The following is a 19,622-nucleotide window of genomic DNA, read 5'->3' as shown; positions in this document are numbered from 1 at the left end:
CAAAATACTCCTTTAAAGAAAAACTTTTTTCGGCTTATATAATGCACTATTTTTTTCGTATGTATCCATTATTGCTATGGCTTTTTCTTCATACCAAACAACGAATATACCATCATGTTTATGTTCGTCTATTAAATGTTTTTCTATTTTTTGTCCGTTTTGAATTCTTTTAACGATGTCTTCATCGTTTATCGTTATTTTTTCTAAACCATTCAATCCATATTCTAATGGAAGAAGCACATTTTGTAACTTATCTTGCTCAACTATTTCTCTTAAATCATCCAATTTAACAGCTTGGTCGAGTGAAAATCCACCACTTTTTAATCTGATCAAATGAGACATATGTGCTGGAAAGCCTAATAACTCACCCACTTGGGTTGCTAAAGTTCTAATATAAGTCCCTTTACCACATTCTACTTCGATTTCAAATTTGCAGATTTGGTCAACATATGAAATTTCTGAAGTTAATTCTATGCTATTAATAAAGACTTTACGAACAGGTCTTTCAACTTCAATATTTTGTCGTGCGTATTCATATAATTTTTTGCCGTTTACTTTCACAGCAGAGTACATAGGTGGTATTTGTTCAATCTCACCAACTAATTTATTCAATGTAGATCTTATATCTTCGGTACTCCATGTATGCTCATTTACAATTTTCTGTTCTACTAATTCACCTGTTTGATCTTCAGTAGTCGTACTAAAACCAATCGTAACTTCTGCTTTATATTTTTTGCCACTTTCCATAACATAGTCACTTACACGTGTTGCTTTACCAATACAGATAGGTAATACACCACTCACTTCCGGATCCAATGTTCCCGTATGACCAACTTTTTTTGTCTTTAATATTTTACGAAGTTTAAACACAACATCATGGCTTGTCATGCCTACTTCTTTATGAATTGCTAATATGCCATCCAACTTTACGACCTCCAAAACATGCTTCATTTCAATATAAGTTTACATGAAAATGCAATTAAAAAGAAGAAATAACTGATAATCTACTTTAATCGTCTTCGTAGTCATCATTATCATAGTCATCATCATCTTCATAATAATACTGTTCTTTCTTAGCATTTCCCTCATTATAGTCAGTTTGAGGGCGTTCTATATTAAACCAAGATACTGAATTAACCTTACCATTTAACGCATTAACAGAAACCATTGCACCTTCATCATGATCTACATGCTGAGTGACTGTATAAGTAGCTGGTTTAGATTTCTCATTTTTTTTAATATCTACAAATGTTCCACCAACTTCATTCATAACAATCTGTTTAGCTCTTTTTTCAGTTATAAATGTTTGCTTCTCTTTTTCTTTTTTAGGTTTCTGCTTTTTTGCGACTTGTTTAGAAATTGATTGTGATGTAACATTTTTAATTGTTTCATCTTTTCTGTCAATTTCTAAACTATATTTTTTATCTTTATCTTTAATCACTACATAAAACATTCGATCATCCTTAGATTGAGTTAATTTAATTAACTCGCCTTTATACCTTTCTGACACCAAAGTTTTCGCATGATTTTTATCCATCAATTGTTCTGTTGACCTGAAATAAATAATAGTAATTAAAGTAATTAGAAGTATTGCCATAATAACGATAAGAACAGGCTTAATTAGTTTCTTCACATTTTCACACCTTTCTCACTTTTAAAATAAATTCTGATCCAATACCTAATTTACTATTAACTTGTATATCGATTTGGTTTTTAGATGCCAGTTCTTTTGCTATGGATAAACCTAATCCAGATCCACCAGACTGACGAGATCTCGCTTTATCAATTCTATAAAACCTCGTGAATATTTTATCAATATCTTCTTCAGGGATACCAGGACCATAATCTTTAATTTTAATTTCTATATATTTATTTTTACTTATTAAAAATAAATCAATTTCTGATTGACTATATTTGTACGCATTATCTAAGAAAATTGTTATTAACTGATTAAAACTTTCTTTATTAATTTTACCAATTAAAACATTTTCATTTGTGTGTACATTAATTTTTCTTTTATATACTTGTGAAAGTTTTTTAGTTAAATTCGAAACTTGTGAAACAATATCAACATTTGAAAAAACAATATCATGAAATGTACGTTCTATTTTAGCCAAATCTAACATTTGTTCAGTTAAATATTTTAACCTTTTAGCTTCTTCATTTATTGTATCTATTCCCTCATCTAATAAATCGGGTCTTGTTTTGCCAAATCTTTTTAACATTTCGCTATAAGAAGTCATAACAGTAATTGGCGTTTTTAATTCATGAGAAGCATTAAGTATAAATGCTTGTTGCTTTTCGTCATGGTCTTTTAAATTAAGCATCATTTCATTGAAAGTATTTGAAAGTTCTTTCAATTCTTTCATATCGTTATTATTTATATTTATTTTACTGTAATGTTTTGTTTCTCTCGTTTTATTCATTTGTTCAATAAGCTCATTGATAGGCTTCAAAATAATTTGCGTAATGATTCGATTCAATAGAAATATCACGATTAGTATAATGAATGTTGAAACAATTAATATCCACTTTAATATTGAAAAAGTTTCGTACTTAAAATCAATATTTTCAAATATTTGAAGATTATTTACTTCACCATTTTTCAAAATAATCGGTAAAGATACCATTGCAAAATGATTTCCATTTTTATCAACCACTTTTTTATATTGTCTATTTTTGTATGATTCTGCTAAATTCTTATATTTAATATCAGTTGATATTTGCACAATATTTTTATTTTTTGGATTTACTACAGTAATATATCCATCTGAGAGTAAATAAGATTGAAGAACTGCCTCCGTATTTACATCACTATCTGAAGTGTTTTGGAATTCTTTCATTATATTTATTCCCCTGCTTTCTAACTGAGTCACTTCAGATTCTAGTGAAATCTTTTGGTAGACAAAGTAAACAAATAAATTAATGCAAATAACAACAATAACTATCATAACAGTGGTATAGAGTTGTATTTTCGTCCCAAGTTTCATTGATTTAATCCTTTATCATATATCCAATACCTCTTACGCTAGATATTAAGGATATTTCATTTTGATCTAGTTTTTTTCTTAAATATCTTACATAAACATCGATGACATTTGTATCACCATAATATTCGTATCCCCAAACTTTTTCAATAATCTGTTCTCTAGTCAAGGCTTGGTTTTTATTCTCAACAAAATATAACAATAAATCATATTCTTTCTGCGTTAAGTTTATTAATACTTTATCCATGTATACTTCTCGACTTAATGGATGAATAACTATATGTTTAAAGTGAATTTCACTATTATTCTCATTTGTGACTTCATTATTTTGTTTTAAATGAACTCTAATTCTAGCTAGCAGTTCTTCTATTTCAAATGGTTTTGTCATATAATCATTTGCCCCAGAATCTAAGCCACTTACTTTATCCATAACTGCATCTCTTGCAGTTAACATAATTATTTTAATGTTATTATCTACTTCTCGAATCCTTCTCAGAACCTCTAACCCGTTTAATTCAGGAATCATAACGTCTAATAAGACTAGGTCAAAGTCTTTTGATTCAAATAAATCTAAAGCTCGCTTACCAGTATTCGCAATACTAATTTCGTAATTTGCATACTCTAACTCTATTTGTATAACTCTTGCAATTTTCACTTCATCTTCGACTATTAATATTTTTTTCATTTTAGTACTCCTTTATCTAAGCGATAAGCCAGTAAATTGCCACCAAAAATAATAACATGCAATCATCATTAACATATATATTGGCATCAAAATACTGCTAAGTTTTGCTAAATCTTTATTTTCAAAAGGCTTATTTTCTTGCTCATAAAATAAAAGTAGTGCTTTCGAACTTACTGGAAAAGTAACACAATAGTTAGTTCCAATCAAAGTTATAAAAACGACCGCAACTGGATTTAAATTAAACATATCACTAAACAATAAAAATAATGGAACAAACACGACAGCTCTAGTAGTATGACTTGTTACATATAAATGTGACGTTACAGTTATTATAACAATAATCAATAATATAACTTGTACATTTATATTTTCAAATCCAGATAGATAACCAAATAAATGTTCTTGTATATATTGAACAACTTTATATGAAACGAGTAATTTTCCAAGTGATGTTGCTCCAGCTACAAAAAATATTAAACTCCATGAAATACTTTGTAATCCTTCTTTCCATGATATGACACCTACATTAGGCGTTACTATAACAATACTCATAACAATTGTTATAAATGCAATATCAAATCCATGTATAGATTCTGTTATCCACAAACTAATAGTAATTAACAAATATAACAAAGTCTTTTGCTCTTTAACACTAAATGCTGAACGATTCCTTTTTAAATAGTTTGAAGTTGTTTGGGTATTGATTTCATTTGTATTAAAATTCATTTTATTTATAATAATTAAGCTTATAATGCCTATCATGATGCCAAAAGGCCCACCCCATAAAAGAAATTCAACATAAGAAATATTTTCATTTGTTTGACCTTTTAACAATCCAATACCTACAATATGACTACCAGCACCTATTAATGTCAGGTTTGCACCCATTAAAATAAGTACAGGTATCAATAATGCAAAATATTTTTGATTGTCTTGAAATCTAATAGCAAAAGCTTTATATATTGGCAACATAGCTGCAGCTCTCCCAGAAGTCGATGGAACCAATATTGATATTACTTGAACTATTATAAATAGAAATAAATTCATTTTATTTTTTGTACGACATTTATCATTTATCCAATAAATTAATCTATCTAACAAACCACTTTTCTCAACAGCAGCTCCAATAATAAATGCCCCAATCATGAGCCACACAACTTGTTCATTTAAAGATTCAAATAATACTTTTTCTGGCAATCCAAGTACAATACCTATTATTAATGCTATAAATGCAGAAAGTCCTGCAGGCATGTTCGTTAATAGAAACAATCCTAAAGATAATACAAATACTATTAAACTAAGTTGTCCTAAATAAGGTAAATCAGTACTTAAAAATACTATTATAGAAAACACAAAATAAATACACAGATATATTAATTGTTTATTACTCATTGTACAGCATCTTTTATTTTATACATTTGATTGCCTAAATTTATACCAATCAAAATATGTCTCAGTGCATTTTCAGAACAATTTTCTAACCATTTATCTGCGTCTAAAATTGAATTTTCTAATGTCGTTGGTTCTGGAATAATACTACTAAACGCATCAATACCACTTTGATAATTTATCTTTGCATTATGCCCGATTGTACCTGCAAATGCGATGACAGGTTTTCCATGTATTTTTGCTATTCTCGCAACTTCTGATGGGATTTTTCCGTTAGGTGTTTGAAAATCAATACATCCTTCTGCAGTAATTACTAAATCTGCATTTTTTATAGCATCAGAAATTTCAATATACTTCATGATGATTTCAAATCTAGGGTATAAACGCGCATTAAGAAATCCATATAATCCAGCACCTAAACCACCCGAAGCACCACCACCACTCATTAATGAAACATCCTTGTTTTTAAATCTTTTTATGAGTCTTGCAAGGTGTTCTAGATTATTAGACAATTTTTCGACATCACGAGGAGATGCACCTTTTTGTGGCCCATACACTCTTGCTACTCCTTTATTACCACATAATAAATTTGTCCAATTTACTGCTACATCTATATTTACTAAGTGAATTCTAGCATCTATATATCTCATATCAACACCATGAATTCGATCGATTTCACCGCCGCCATTTATGAATATTTCATTACCATGTTTATTTAAGAATTTAACACCTAATGCTTGCGCCATTCCAACGCCACCATCAGAAGTTCCTGAATCCCCACATCCAATTAAAATTCGTTCAGCACCGCAATCTAATGCTTTAATTATAGTTTCACCTACACCAAATGTAGTTGTATTAATTGGATTTCTCATGTCCTTAGGTACTTGTCTTAACCCTGCAATTGCTGCCATTTCTATCACTGCTGTTTTAACACCATTTTCTACAAAAATTCCAAAAAAAGATTCTGTAGGTATACCAACTGGCCCCATCACATGAGTCTTGATTTTGCTTCCTTCTTTCAATTTTATAATCGTATCTACAAAACCTTCACCGCCATCTACCATCGGAATAGTTGTTACTTGATGTGAAGAATCTACTTTTTTTATACCCTTTGTAATTGAATGACCCACTTCCTCTGCACTTAAACTTTCTTTAAATCCTGAAGGTACAACAACAATTCTCATTTTTATTTCCCCCTTATTTATTCTTTGCTATTTTTAACTTGATTTAACTATACCTTTGCAAAGTTCATAAATAATTAGAGAAAAATTAAAACTTGATTAAAAAGAAAAAACGAAGCTAGGACAAATTAATTGTCTTAGCTTCGCTTTATTATATTTGCAGTAGATGATTGGTCCACTACATATAAATTCAATCAAATATTCAAACTTTAGTCATTACGATTTAAATCTTGAATCATACGTTCAATCTTATTACCATAATCGATTGATTCATCATATTTAAAATGTAATTCAGGTAGAATACGTAATTTCATACGACTTCCAATCTCAGATTTAATGAAACCTTTACCTTTTTCTAAACCTTTAAATGTATCTTCTTTTTCTTTATCTGTTCCTAATACTGTTAAATAAACAGTAGCATGAGATAAATCACCAGGAAGTTCTACATCTGTAATCGTTAAAAATCCAACTCTTGGATCTTTAAGTTTATTGTTTATAATATCCATTAATTCTTTTTTCATTTGTTCGCCAACGCGTTCAGAACGAATACTCATTTCTTTCACCTCTTAATATTCAAATCTCTATTTATACATTATTAAATTATAACACATGCTTGTTGGCTTAAAAAGACAATCATATCAAAGTTTAGGTAGTTTAAATATTATGATAAATGCGACATTATTTAAACATCATTAATCGTTCTTATCTTTATAAGCATTGATCGTATTATAAATAATACTTCTTGCTTCTTTAGCTTCTGGTATAGGCTCTAATGGAAACACATGATTTTGATTTATATACTCATGATATGCCACGTTATTATTAAATGCTTGTAACTTGTCATTAAACAATTGAATATCCGGTAATAAAATTTCTCTAGAACCTACGAATAATGTAATTGGTGGTAAGTCTTGCAAGTCTCCATAAGTTGGTGATAATAGATGATGTTTTTTATCAGTATGTCCACTCCATAATTCACCAACAAATTTTAATGATTCAACTGTTAACATTGGATCACTTTCTTGAAGGAATTCAGTCATATTTTCATTATCCATATTAATATCAATCCATGGAGAAATTAAAAAGACATGAAGCGGTTGTTTAATCTCTTGTTCTTTCAATAACTGAACTAAACCTGTCGCTAATCCACCTCCAGCAGAATCACCAATTATCACTATGTCATCGTAAGTTTCAATCATTCTACGATACAAATCAATAATAAGTTCATAAGACCTTAAAAACATTTCATTTGGAGCTTTAGGATATATTGGCAACTCAACAGTAGCATCTACTTTCGTCGCTAATTCTTCTATAAAATAATGATGAAAAATAGACGGTTGATGAATATATGCACCACCATGTAGGTATAATATACCAATATTTGATTTTGCTTTCACATTATAATTAATCACTTTCATTTCATCAATAAAATAATCATCCATATCAGTCTTTGGCTTATACATTTTAGGAAGTTGATATTCTTCCTTATTAACTTTATACAACGCATTAACAAAATCACATTTAGAATCATAATCGTCATAACTAGGACGTTGCGTTTTTGAAGCAATAATCCATTCAGCAATTTGACTTCTCATACTTCTTTTAGAAAGTTTCTTGATTACAACTTGGCTAAGTGCTAAAGTACCTCCGACAGTAGCTACACCTTTAAATAATGTTTTCATATCTATCTACTCCATATTTCTTAATACAAATATATTCCCGTTTTTTGGTATAAGTACACATAAGAAATTACATTTTGTTATTCATCATTTCTATAAATCAACTGTATTACACCTGATTGAAATGTTCTAGTATTGATGAGTTTTAGTTCTTGTCTATCTTCAATATCTATAAATAGCGGTTTTCCTTTTCCGAGAACGATGGGATGTACTGATAATCTATATTCATCAACTAAGCCGTATTTTACAAATGATGTAATTAAGCTTGATCCACCGTACAACCAAATATCTTTTCCAGGCTCTCTTTTTATTTCATTTACCCTTGTATCAATATCATCTTTAATAATATTCACATGATAATCATCAAAATTAAACTTTTTGGAAAAGACATATTTTTCTTTAGAATGTACCTTGCTCCACATCGCTTTATCATCTTCAGAATCCGTTAAACTTGGTTGAAAATCTCCCCACATTTCATAACTTTTTCTACCATAGAAAATAGTATCTATTTGATCTAGAAAATCATCGAAATTCATTTCAGGATCCATAATACACCAATCAATTTCACCATTTTCACCTTCTATAAATCCATCAAGCGTAACAGCTAAATCTAGAATAATTTTCCTACTATTGTCTTTTTCTATCATAGTCTAACCTCCCAAATGGTCTTTCTCTCATCATACAGGATAAAATAAAACCTTCATATATATCCACTTATATGAAGATTTTTATGTTTATTTATTTGTCGTTTCTTCTTTAAATATTTTGATTTTCAATCCTATTTCATCTCTAACTCGTTGAAATTCAGACCATTCTTTTCCTGCTGGATCGTCAAAACCCCAATGTTCTTTTTGTACATGTGCTGGAATTGTTGGGCAGTTTTGATCTGCATGACTGCATAACGTCACAACTAAATCAGCTTGGTTAAGTATATTTGAATGAATTAAATCAGAAGTTTGATCAGTAATATCAATGTTAACTACTTTCATTGCATCTATTGCTTTTGGATTTACACCATGTGTTTCTATACCAGCTGAATATACATTCCATTCGTCACCTAGTAATTGCTTACCCCATCCTTCAGCAATTTGACTTCTACATGAATTACCTGTGCATATAAAGTAAATTATTTTTTTATTCATATATAAATGCCTCTTTTTCTTTAAAATATTATCAATGTTATATATAAGCCTAATAATGTAATAAATAGTACTGGGATTGTAATGATTATACCTGTTTTAAAATATGTTCCCCATGGTATTTTTACGCCTTTTTGAGAAAGTACGTGTAACCATAGCAAAGTAGCTAATGAACCTATAGGTGTTATTTTAGGTCCTAAATCTGAACCTATAACATTAGCATATATCATGCCTTCTTTTAATGTCCCAATTACATTTGATTGATTTATTGCTAATGCATCAATTAGAACGGTGGGCATGTTATTCATAATAGACGATAGAAATGCTGCGATAAATCCCATTCCCATAATACTTGCAAACAGTCCATGTTGAGAAATTGATGTAAGGATATCTCCTAGGATTGTTGTAATACCTACGTTTTTAAGTCCAAACACTACGAGGTACATTCCTATTGAGAATATTACAATATTCCATGGCGCACCTTTAATTACTGCTTTTGTATTTACAGCTTTTGATTTTCGTGCAAGTAATATAAATATTATTGCAATTATACCAGCAATAATCGATACAGGTATATGAACAAATTCGCTAATTAAATATCCTATTAATAATATCGCTAACACTACCCAAGAAATATAAAAGAGTCTTTCATCTTTAATTGCAGTTCTAGGATTTTTAATATGACTTGCATCAAAAGTTCTTGGAATTGATGATTTGAACAACAACCATAATACAAGAATACTTGCAACTAAAGAAAATATGTTAGGAATAATCATACGCGTGAAGTATTCTACAAAGCCAATATTAAAATAATCGGCTGAAACGATATTAACTAAATTACTTACGATTAATGGTAGTGAAGTCGTATCTGCTATAAATCCACTCGCAATGATAAACGGGAATATAATCTTTTTATTAAACCCTAAATTACGGACCATCGCTAATACAATCGGTGTTAATATAAGTGCAGCCCCATCGTTAGAGAAAAATGCTGCAACAACAGAACCTAATAACATAATATATATAAACATTTTCAATCCATTACCATTAGATGCTTTTACCATATGTATAGCTGACCATTCAAAGAAGCCAATTTCATCTAGAATAAGAGAAATTAGAATAACTGCCACAAATGTTAATGTTAAATTCCATACAATGCCGGTCACTTCTATTACATCAGAAAAACTAACCACTCCCGTTATAATGGAGATGATAGCTCCTATTAGTGCTGTTATACCGATATCCAAGCCTTTAGGTTGCCATATAACAAATATTAGAGTTATTACAAAAATCAATATCGCTAATATAGTCATGCTTTGCACACTCCTGGCTCCATAGAGTTACAAATACAAGATTCACTATTGTGATAGATGCTTTGAAGTTGATTGTTTAACTCATTAAATAATTCTGTATTTAAACGATACATTCTTTTATTACCTTCTTTTCTAGTAAAGATCAAATTACTGTTAACAAGAGACTTCATATGATGGCTTAAAGTTGGTTGAGAAAACTGAAAATGTTCTAATAAATCACAAGCACAAAGTTCACCACATGATAGTAAATCTATAATTTCTAAACGATTTGAATCAGATATTGTCTTTAATAATATTGATAGTACTTTATAATCCATAAACTCTCCCCCATTCCTCTTAATAGATTAGCATCTATATAGATTTTAGATTAAAATCAAGTCAAAACGCACGAAGACTTCAGAGATATCGGGCGATTCAGCTCATATCCAATAAAAAAATGAGGCTGGGACAAATTAATTGTCTCAGCCTCAACTTAATATTAAATATTATTTTCTTTCGATTTCAACCATTTTGAAAGCTTCAAATATGTCGCCTTCTTTAATATCGTTGAATTTCTCAATTGTGATACCACATTCGTATCCTGTTGCTACTTCTTTAGCGTCATCTTTGAAACGTTTTAATGTATCTAATTCACCTTCAAAGATAACGATACCGTCACGTATTATACGGACACTTGAATCTCTCGTAATTTTACCTTCAGTTACGTAACTACCTGCAATTGTACCTACTTTAGATACTTTGAAAGTTTGACGCACTTCTGCTTGTCCAATTACTTGTTCTTCATATTCAGGATCTAATAATCCTTTCATTGCTGATTCAATTTCTTCGATTACTTTATAAATAATACGGTGTAATCTCATATCTACGTTTTCTTCTTCAGCGGCACGTTTTGCACCTGCATCAGGTCTTACGTTAAATCCAATTATTATACCGTTTGATGCTGCTGCAAGTGTAACGTCTGATGCATTGATAGCACCAACTGCTGTATGAATTATACGTACGTTAACACCTTCTACATCAATTTTCATTAATGATGCTGCTAAAGCTTCTACTGAACCTTGTACATCACCTTTAATAATAATATTTAAGTCTTTCATTTCACCTTGTTTCATTTGTTCAAACAAGTTATCTAAAGAAACACTCTTACTATCTTGACGTTGTTTTAGAATATTTTCTTGTTGACGTCTTTCACCGATTTGACGAGCTTCTTTTTCGTTTTTAAATACTACAAAACGATCTCCAGCTTGAGGTACATCATGTAAACCAGTAATTTCAACAGGCGTAGATGGGCCAGCTGTTTTAATACGTTTACCTAAATCACTTACCATAGCACGTACACGACCATATGTGTTACCTACTACTAATGAATCTCCAACTTCTAAAGTACCATTTTGTACTAATAGAGACGCTGCAGGTCCACGTGATTTATCTAACTCTGCTTCAATAACTGTACCAACTGCTGCACGGTCAGTTTTGGCTTTTAATTCTTCGACTTCAGAAACAAGTCCGATCATTTCTAGTAAATCATCGATTCCATCACCTTGAATTGCAGATAGTTGAACAAAGATTGTATCGCCACCCCAATCTTCAGGGTATAAACCATACTCTCCTAATTCTTGCATAACACGATCAGGATTTGCTGTTGGTTTGTCAACTTTGTTTACAGCTACAATAATAGGTACTTCAGCAGCTTTTGCATGGTTAATCGCTTCAATTGTTTGAGGCATAACACCATCATCAGCAGCTACTACAAGTACTGTAATATCAGTTACTTGAGCTCCACGTGCTCTCATTGTTGTAAATGCAGCATGTCCTGGAGTATCTAAGAAAGTAATTTTTTTGTTATTATTTTCTATTTGATAAGCACCAATATGTTGAGTAATACCGCCAGCTTCTCCAGCTGTTACACGAGTATGACGAATTGAGTCTAATAGCGTTGTTTTACCGTGGTCAACGTGTCCCATGATTGTAACAACTGCTGGTCTTTCAATTAAACTTTCATCATTTTCGTCTTCAGTTTCAAAGTAATTTTCTAAGTCAGTTTCATCAACATGAATTTCTAACTCTGCTTCGATTTCATAATCAGCACAGATCAATTCAACTGTTTCAGTATCTAAACCTTGGTTAATATTAGCTACTACACCAAGTAAGAATAATTTTTTAATAATTTCAGAAGCATCTTTATTAATTTTATCAGCTAATTCACCAACAGTGATGCCTTCTTCATAAGTAATTAAAGATGGTGATTCTTGAACTACTTCTTTAGGTTGTTGTTGTTGCTGTTGTTGATTATTTTGCTTTTTGTTATTTTGCTTCTTATTTTTATTATTCTTTTGTTGATTATTATTTGGTTTGTTGTTGTTTGGCTTGTTATTTGTTTTGCTAGTATTTGCGTGAGTAGTTGGTTGTTCTTTTTTAGCTGTTTCTTGCTTTTTGAATGCTTTATCTAAAATTTTAATGTCGTTCTCCTCTAATGCTTGCATGTGATTTGATACTTCTATATTATTTTTCTTTAACTCATCAATTATATCTTTACTCTTTAAATTGATTTCTTTTGCATACTCATATATTCTTTTTTTACTCATATACTCACTCCTCATGAAAATCATGAATCATCGTTTTTAGCTTTTTGCTAAATCCAATGTCAGTTATGCCCAACACCACTCTGCTTTCTTTTCCAATTGCGTAGCCTAATTCAAAGCGTGTAGCAAAAGTTAAAAGTGTTACATGATAAGTTGCACATTTATTTTTTATTGTTTTTGTAACATTTGCTGCAGCATCTTCTGATAGTATGACAAGTTTTACATTGCCTCTTCTCATTTCACTTATAACAATTTCTTCCCCTGTTTTAATCTTTCTAGCTCTTGTTGCTAGACCGAGAAGGTTCAAAATTTGGTCTTTCTTATCTATACTCATTTAGGTATACGCTCACGATATATTAAACGAATAATTTCTTTATATACAGGTTCGAGTGTTTCTTTATCGCTTCCGAAATATCGTTCTAATTTACCTTGTTGCTGTGCTGTTTCAACAACGTCTAGATCTTTAGAAACATATGCGCCACGTCCTGGTGCTTTACCAGTTGCGTCAGCTTTAATTTCGTCAGCTTTATTTTTAACTACTCGAATCATATCATTTTTTGGTTTCATTTCATTTGAAAGTATACATTTACGCATTGGTATCTTTTTCTGTTTCATGATAAAAGCACCTACCTTATGATTCTTCAGTTGAAATAATGCCTGCTTCTTTTGCATCAGTTTCTGATTTGATGTCAATCTTCCAACCAGTTAATTTTGCTGCAAGACGAGCATTTTGACCACGTTTACCAATCGCTAATGACAATTGATAATCTGGTACAACTACAGTAGTTGATTGATTAGCTTCATCAACAATAACTTCTACAACTTGAGAAGGGCTCAATGCATTTCTTACAAATACTTTTGGATCTTCATCCCATTCGACAATATCGATTTTTTCTCCGCCTAGTTCATTAACTACAGCTTCAACACGAACACCTTTAGCACCAACACAAGCACCAACTGCATCGATATCTCCGTTTTCAGAAGTAACACTTATTTTAGAACGGTCACCCGCTTCACGTGCTACTGATTTAACAATAACTGTACCATCATAAATTTCAGGTACTTCTTGCTCAAACAAACGTTTTAATAAGCCAGGATGTGTACGTGAAACAAAGATTTGAGGTCCTTTAGTAGTTTGCTCAACTTTATTTACATAAACTTTAATACGTTCATTTGGTAAGTATTGTTCATTTGGACTTCTTTCAGCTTCTGAAAGAACTGCTTCAGTACGACCTAAATTAACATATACATAACGATGATCGACTCTATCAATAACACCTGTTACGATATCATCTTCTTTATCAATAAATTCATCATAAAGAATGCCTCGTTCTGCATCTCTTAAACGTTGCATTACTGCTTGTTTAGCAGCTTGTGCACCAACACGGCCAAAATCTTTAGGTGTAACATCTTCTTCAAAGACATCACCAATTTCGTATGCTGGGTTCGTTAAAAGAGCTGTATCTAAAGCTACTTGGTCTCTGTAATCTTCAACATCTTCGACAACGTCTTTTCTAGAAATAACTCTATAAGTTCCTTCGTCAAGATTTAATTCTATTCTAACATTTTTAGCACTGTCATAATTTTTTTTATAAGCAGTAATCAATGCTGCTTCAATTGCATCTATTAATACCTCACGTGGTATTCTTTTTTCCTTCTCAAGGTATTCAATTGCAAGTAATAATTCATTACCTTTCACAATGTATCCTCCTTTATATTATAAAATTACTGATCGACGTGCTTTTGCTATTTTTTTGCGAGGCAACGTGACATTTTTAGTTCTTGTTTTTATTTTCACTTCAAGCAAAATCGATTCTTCAGTAACTTCTTTTAAAACACCTAACCATTCTTTATCCCCTTCAATAGGTTCATATAATGAAATAAATACAGGTTGATCAATTGCATTCAGATAGTCTTTTTCTTTTTTTAATGGACGTTCCGCTCCTGGAGATGATACATCCATGAAATACGGTTCTTTAATTGGATCTTCTTTGTCCATAACTTCACTAATCTTTTCAGAGGCAATTGTGCAGTCGTTTAAATCAACGCCACCGTCTTTATCAATTGCAATACGTAGATAATAGTCTGGTCCTTCTTTAACATATTCGACATCTACAAGTTCATAATTTAATTCTTCAAGTATTGGTTGAATGATTTCCTCAACGTTTGCTGCAACTTTACTCATAATGACCTCCCTCTTAATACAAACAGAAAAGAGCGGGAAATGTCCCACTCTTTCAACGTCAGAGTATTATTTTAAGCAATAATAGTATATCACATAATGGCGCTATGCTCAAGGATATACGTTACAAATCAAAAATAGAAAGCTGAGCTTTATCTGGCATATTTGGAAGTGAACCAAGTTCATCCAAATAATCTATGATTTTTTGCGAAACTCCAGCCTTTTTATTAAGATCTTCTTTAGCTAAAAATGGCCCTTCTTGTCTCGTTTCAACGATACGTTTAGCTACATTCTCACCCAGTCCTGGAACTGCGATAAATGGAGGGATTAAAGTGTCACCTTCAATTTTGAATTCAAATGCATCACTTTTTTCTAAACTTACCGGTAATAATTTAAATCCACGATGAGCCATTTCATTCGCAATTTCTAATACTGTTAATACATCTTTTTCTTTTTTAGCTAATTCATGGAATCTACTGTAATACTCTTTAATTGCAGATTTAATAGATTCTTTATCTTTAGTCATGACTTTTAAATCAAAGTCTGTTGCACGTACTGTAAAGTAACTTGCGTAATAATACAATGGATAGTGAACTTTGAAGTAAGCGATTCTTAATGCCATTAATACGTATGCTGCAGCATGTGCTTTAGGGAACATGTATTTAATTTTCTTACATGAATCTAAATACCAATCCGGCACTTCATTTTCTTTCATTGCTTCTTCAAATTCATCAGTTAAACCTTTACCTTTACGTACCGCTTCCATGATTTTAAAGGCAAGTGAAGGTTCTAAACCGTTATACATTAAATAAACCATAATATCATCACGACAACCAATAACACTTGATAAGTCACACGTACCAGTTTTAATTAATTCTTGCGCGTTTCCTAACCATACGTCCGTACCATGTGATAATCCTGATATTTGAACGAGTTCTGAAAACGTCGTTGGTTTAGTATCTTCAAGCATTTGTCTTACGAAACCAGTACCAAATTCTGGTACACCGAATGTTCCAGTCTTACATAAAATATCTTCTTCTGTAACACCTAATGATTCTGGTGTACTAAATATTTTCATAGTTTCTTTATCATCTACTGGAATAGTCTTTGGATCAATTCCTGATAAATCTTGAAGCATTCTGATCATAGTAGGATCATCATGTCCTAAAATATCAAGCTTCAGAATATTATCGTGAATAGAATGGAAATCAAAGTGAGTCGTTTTCCATGCTGATTTCTGATCATCTGCTGGAAATTGTATCGGTGTAAAGTCGTATATATCCATGTAATCAGGTACAACAATAATACCACCTGGATGTTGACCGGTTGTTCGTTTAACACCGGTACAGCCTTTCACCAATCTATCAACTTCAGCTGCACGCTTATGAATACCTTGATCATTCAAATATCCTTTCACATAACCGAATGCTGTTTTTTCAGCTACAGTACCAATTGTTCCTGCTCTAAATACTTTATCTTCACCGAAAAGTTCTTTCGTATAATTATGTGCAATAGGTTGATACTCACCACTAAAGTTCAAGTCAATATCTGGTACTTTATCACCTTTAAAGCCTAAGAATGTTTCGAAAGGAATATCTTGTCCTTCTTTTATCATATCTACATGACATTTTTCACATTGTTTATCAGGCAAGTCAAATCCAGAACCGACAGAACCATCATTAAAGAAGTGACTTTCTTTACAAGATGGACAGATGTAGTGAGGTGGCAATGGATTAACCTCTGTAATTTCGGTCATTGTAGCAACAAAACTAGAACCGACAGAACCACGTGATCCTACTAAATATCCATCATTAAGAGATTTCTTAACCAATCTTTGTGAAATTAAATAAATAACTGCAAATCCATTACCAATAATACTTTCAAGTTCTTTTTCTAGTCTATCAATAACAATTTGAGGCAGTTCTTCACCGTATAAATTTTTAGCATTAACATAACTCATTTCACGAATTTCTTCGTTTGCACCTTCCATGTTAGGCGTATATAATTCATCCCTAATTGGAACGACTGTTTCTAGTCGGTCAGCAAGTTCGTTTGTATTTTTTACTACGATTTCATATGCTTTTTCTTCACCTAAAAAGTGGAATTCATCTAACATTTCATCTGTCGTTCTAAAGTGTGCTTTTGGTAACGTTTGTCTATTAAGTGGATTACCAGGTTGAGCTGCAATCAGTATTTTTCTAGCTACAGCATCATGCTCATTTAAATAATGTGCATTTCCTGTTGCGATAACTGGGATATCCAGTTTTTCACCAACGCTCAATATACGAGAATAAATTTCTTCCATTGTTTCATTGTCTTTAATAAGTTCTCTATCAATTAAATCTTGATATAAACTCTTAGGTTGAACTTCTATATAATCATAATATTTGGCAACTTTTTCAACTTCATCTTGGTCTTTCTGCATGACAGTTGTAAATACTTCACCTTCATCACATGCGCTTCCAACTAGAATACCTTCACGGTGCTTATTTAACAATGAACGTGGTATACGCGGCGTACGATAGTAGTAATCAACTAATGATGCACTTACAATTTTAAATAGATTTTTTAATCCTACTTGATTTTGAACAATCAATGTAACATGAGACGGTCTTGCTCGTTTATAAGCTTCATCGTTAGATAAATGTTCATTAATTTGATTGTGATTATGTACACCTAATTCTTCTAATTGTTTCAGCATTTTAATGAATATATGAGCTGTAGTTTCAGCATCATATATCGCTCTATGGTGTTGAGTAAGTTCTACTCCATATTTTTTCGCTAAGAAATTCAAGCCATGCTTACCATATTCAGTATTAACTGTACGAGATAATTCTAATGTATCGATTACAGCATTTGTAGTAGCACCAATACCTATTCTTTCAAAGCCCGTGTCTATAAAGCCCATATCGAATGAAGCGTTATGGGCAATATATATTGCATCTCCAACCCACTCATGAAATTCACTTAATACTGTTTTAATATCCGGCTGTCCTTGTAACATTTCATCCGTGATACCTGTTAAGTTTTTAATTATTTCTGATAAACGTACACCCGGATCAGAAAAGCGTTCGAAAGTATCAATGACTTCTCCATTCCTTACTTTTACAGCTGCTAATTCTATAATTTGGTCATATTGACTTGATAGTCCTGTTGTCTCCACGTCAAATACGATATATGTAGCTGTTTTAAGAGGTATATCCTGTGGTTTATATGCAATTGGAACACCATCGTCCACTAACATACCTTCCATTCCATAAATCATTTTAATATCATTTTTCATAGCAGCAGCATGAGCATCAGGATACCCTTGTACACCGTTATGATCAGTTATCGCAATAGCTTTATGTCCCCACTTTGCAGCTTGTTCAACATACTTTCCAATATGACTAATACCATCCATTTGACTCATTGATGTATGCAGATGAAATTCTACCCTTTTATCTGGGGCTTTATCTAGTTTCGGTGATTTCTTAATTTCGTGAATATCAGTCATCATCATTACTAAATCACGAATAAATTGGTCTTGTTCAATTCTTCCTTGTGCTCTAACCCAAGCACCAACTTTTAAAGCTTTAAAATGTTCTAAATCATCTTTACCTTTTCTAGTGAACATTTTAAGAATCAGTGAATCCGTATAGTCAGTAATTTTAAGTGTAACAATATGTCTACCACTTTTTAATTCTTTCATTTCAATATCAAAAATAACACCTTCTAGTGCTACTTTGTATTCTTCTTCTATAATTTCTTCAATTTTACGGATTGAATCAACTGGAATATCTTTACCAATTTGACATCGTGACACTGCATTTTCATTATCACCAGATTCAGCTTTTTCTTTTTTCATTTTTTCCATTTTCTCAGATGCAATTCGAGCTGCTTCTTCATCTTCTTGTTGTATATGAGCTTCGAATGACTCTAGCTCTCTCTTCATTTGTTCTTCATTATCCATTGTTTCAAAAATGACACGATTTATTTGAAAACCACATTTTTGCAATGCTTTAACTAATGAACCGTTAACCCTTTTATCAAAATAGTCGCGCTCAATATCATTATTAACTTGAACTTTCACTACTTCTTCAGCAAAAATAATTGGTTTTTGTTTTAATTGATGTTTAACTTTATCACTTAAATCCGTACCATCGATACAATGTGGCATATATTTTAGAATATGCTCATCTATTTGTTCTTTATTAGCCACTTCAATTGTCCAATCAACTTCTGCAATACTTTGAAAAGCAGATTTTAGTTGATTCGTAAAAACAAGATACATTTCGCTTGATAAGTATTGCGGTAATTTGATGTAGAAATGCCACAATCTTTTAGCTTGAGATACATCAATTCTTGTTAATTCACCTTGTTCAACAATACTATTATCAAGTTCATCTGTAATGTTCATCTGTGTGAGAAGCGTTTGGAATTTCTCTTTCCCTGTCATTGACACTTATACGACCACCTTCATCAAAATGAAAAAGAGGCTAATCT

18 protein-coding genes are annotated in these 19,622 nt (G+C 31.5%); all 18 read right to left on the bottom strand.

The window, feature by feature from the left end:
• Positions 1 to 12: 12 nt before the first annotated feature.
• Complete coding sequence (gene truB / locus B2G86_RS00475; protein WP_078356170.1) at positions 13 to 951, bottom strand: tRNA pseudouridine(55) synthase TruB; 939 nt, start codon at positions 949 to 951, stop codon at positions 13 to 15.
• 58 nt (positions 952 to 1,009) lie between these two features.
• A complete protein-coding gene (locus tag B2G86_RS00470) occupies positions 1,010 to 1,633 on the bottom strand; it encodes a hypothetical protein (protein ID WP_078356169.1) in 624 nt (207 codons plus the stop codon).
• A gap of 4 nt (positions 1,634 to 1,637) precedes the next feature.
• A complete protein-coding gene (locus tag B2G86_RS00465; protein ID WP_078356168.1) occupies positions 1,638 to 2,990 on the bottom strand; it encodes a sensor histidine kinase in 1,353 nt (450 codons plus the stop codon).
• A gap of 4 nt (positions 2,991 to 2,994) precedes the next feature.
• Positions 2,995 to 3,672 (bottom strand): response regulator transcription factor, encoded by a 678-nt coding sequence (locus tag B2G86_RS00460; protein ID WP_078356167.1) that lies wholly within the window; start codon positions 3,670 to 3,672, stop codon positions 2,995 to 2,997.
• A gap of 12 nt (positions 3,673 to 3,684) precedes the next feature.
• On the bottom strand, positions 3,685 to 5,064 hold the full coding sequence (locus B2G86_RS00455; protein ID WP_078356166.1) for an SLC13 family permease: 1,380 nt from the start codon (positions 5,062 to 5,064) through the stop codon (positions 3,685 to 3,687).
• Complete coding sequence (locus tag B2G86_RS00450; RefSeq protein WP_078356165.1) at positions 5,061 to 6,245, bottom strand: glycerate kinase family protein; 1,185 nt, start codon at positions 6,243 to 6,245, stop codon at positions 5,061 to 5,063. The genes B2G86_RS00455 and B2G86_RS00450 overlap by 4 nt, the downstream gene beginning before the upstream one ends.
• A gap of 206 nt (positions 6,246 to 6,451) precedes the next feature.
• Positions 6,452 to 6,796, bottom strand: coding sequence for a 30S ribosome-binding factor RbfA (gene rbfA / locus B2G86_RS00445; protein ID WP_078356164.1), 345 nt, complete (start codon positions 6,794 to 6,796; stop codon positions 6,452 to 6,454).
• A gap of 138 nt (positions 6,797 to 6,934) precedes the next feature.
• Positions 6,935 to 7,924: an alpha/beta hydrolase fold domain-containing protein gene (locus B2G86_RS00440; protein ID WP_078356163.1), complete on the bottom strand. Its 990-nt coding sequence runs from the start codon at positions 7,922 to 7,924 to the stop codon at positions 6,935 to 6,937.
• 77 nt (positions 7,925 to 8,001) lie between these two features.
• Complete coding sequence (locus B2G86_RS00435) at positions 8,002 to 8,568, bottom strand: dihydrofolate reductase family protein (RefSeq protein WP_078356162.1); 567 nt, start codon at positions 8,566 to 8,568, stop codon at positions 8,002 to 8,004.
• Between the two features lie 87 nt (positions 8,569 to 8,655).
• Positions 8,656 to 9,063 (bottom strand): arsenate reductase (thioredoxin), encoded by a 408-nt coding sequence (gene arsC, locus B2G86_RS00430; RefSeq protein ID WP_078356161.1) that lies wholly within the window; start codon positions 9,061 to 9,063, stop codon positions 8,656 to 8,658.
• A 20-nt stretch (positions 9,064 to 9,083) separates the two neighbouring features.
• On the bottom strand, positions 9,084 to 10,373 hold the full coding sequence (gene arsB / locus B2G86_RS00425; RefSeq protein WP_078356160.1) for an arsenite efflux transporter membrane subunit ArsB: 1,290 nt from the start codon (positions 10,371 to 10,373) through the stop codon (positions 9,084 to 9,086).
• Positions 10,370 to 10,690 (bottom strand): ArsR/SmtB family transcription factor, encoded by a 321-nt coding sequence (locus B2G86_RS00420; protein ID WP_078356159.1) that lies wholly within the window; start codon positions 10,688 to 10,690, stop codon positions 10,370 to 10,372. The genes arsB and B2G86_RS00420 overlap by 4 nt, the downstream gene beginning before the upstream one ends.
• Positions 10,691 to 10,858: 168 nt before the next feature.
• Positions 10,859 to 12,958: a translation initiation factor IF-2 gene (gene infB, locus B2G86_RS00415; RefSeq protein WP_078356158.1), complete on the bottom strand. Its 2,100-nt coding sequence runs from the start codon at positions 12,956 to 12,958 to the stop codon at positions 10,859 to 10,861.
• A gap of 4 nt (positions 12,959 to 12,962) precedes the next feature.
• Positions 12,963 to 13,289, bottom strand: coding sequence for a ribosomal L7Ae/L30e/S12e/Gadd45 family protein (locus B2G86_RS00410; protein WP_078356157.1), 327 nt, complete (start codon positions 13,287 to 13,289; stop codon positions 12,963 to 12,965).
• Positions 13,286 to 13,570 carry an RNase P modulator RnpM gene (gene rnpM / locus B2G86_RS00405; RefSeq protein ID WP_078356156.1) on the bottom strand — a complete coding sequence of 95 codons (285 nt, stop codon included), beginning with the start codon at positions 13,568 to 13,570 and terminating at the stop codon, positions 13,286 to 13,288. The genes B2G86_RS00410 and rnpM overlap by 4 nt, the downstream gene beginning before the upstream one ends.
• A 16-nt stretch (positions 13,571 to 13,586) precedes the next feature.
• Entirely contained in the window at positions 13,587 to 14,654 is a 1,068-nt protein-coding gene (gene nusA, locus B2G86_RS00400) for a transcription termination factor NusA (RefSeq protein WP_078356155.1), read from the bottom strand.
• Between the two features lie 18 nt (positions 14,655 to 14,672).
• Positions 14,673 to 15,140 carry a ribosome maturation factor RimP gene (gene rimP, locus B2G86_RS00395; protein WP_078356154.1) on the bottom strand — a complete coding sequence of 156 codons (468 nt, stop codon included), beginning with the start codon at positions 15,138 to 15,140 and terminating at the stop codon, positions 14,673 to 14,675.
• Positions 15,141 to 15,261: 121 nt separating this feature from the next.
• A complete protein-coding gene (locus B2G86_RS00390) occupies positions 15,262 to 19,581 on the bottom strand; it encodes a PolC-type DNA polymerase III (RefSeq protein ID WP_078356153.1) in 4,320 nt (1,439 codons plus the stop codon).
• Positions 19,582 to 19,622 lie beyond the last annotated feature (41 nt).

The organism is Mammaliicoccus fleurettii, from assembly GCF_002018435.1.
Lineage (GTDB): Bacteria > Bacillota > Bacilli > Staphylococcales > Staphylococcaceae > Mammaliicoccus > Mammaliicoccus fleurettii.
Note: the sequence above shows the minus strand (reverse complement) of the source record. Positions and strands in the feature narration are given on the sequence as shown.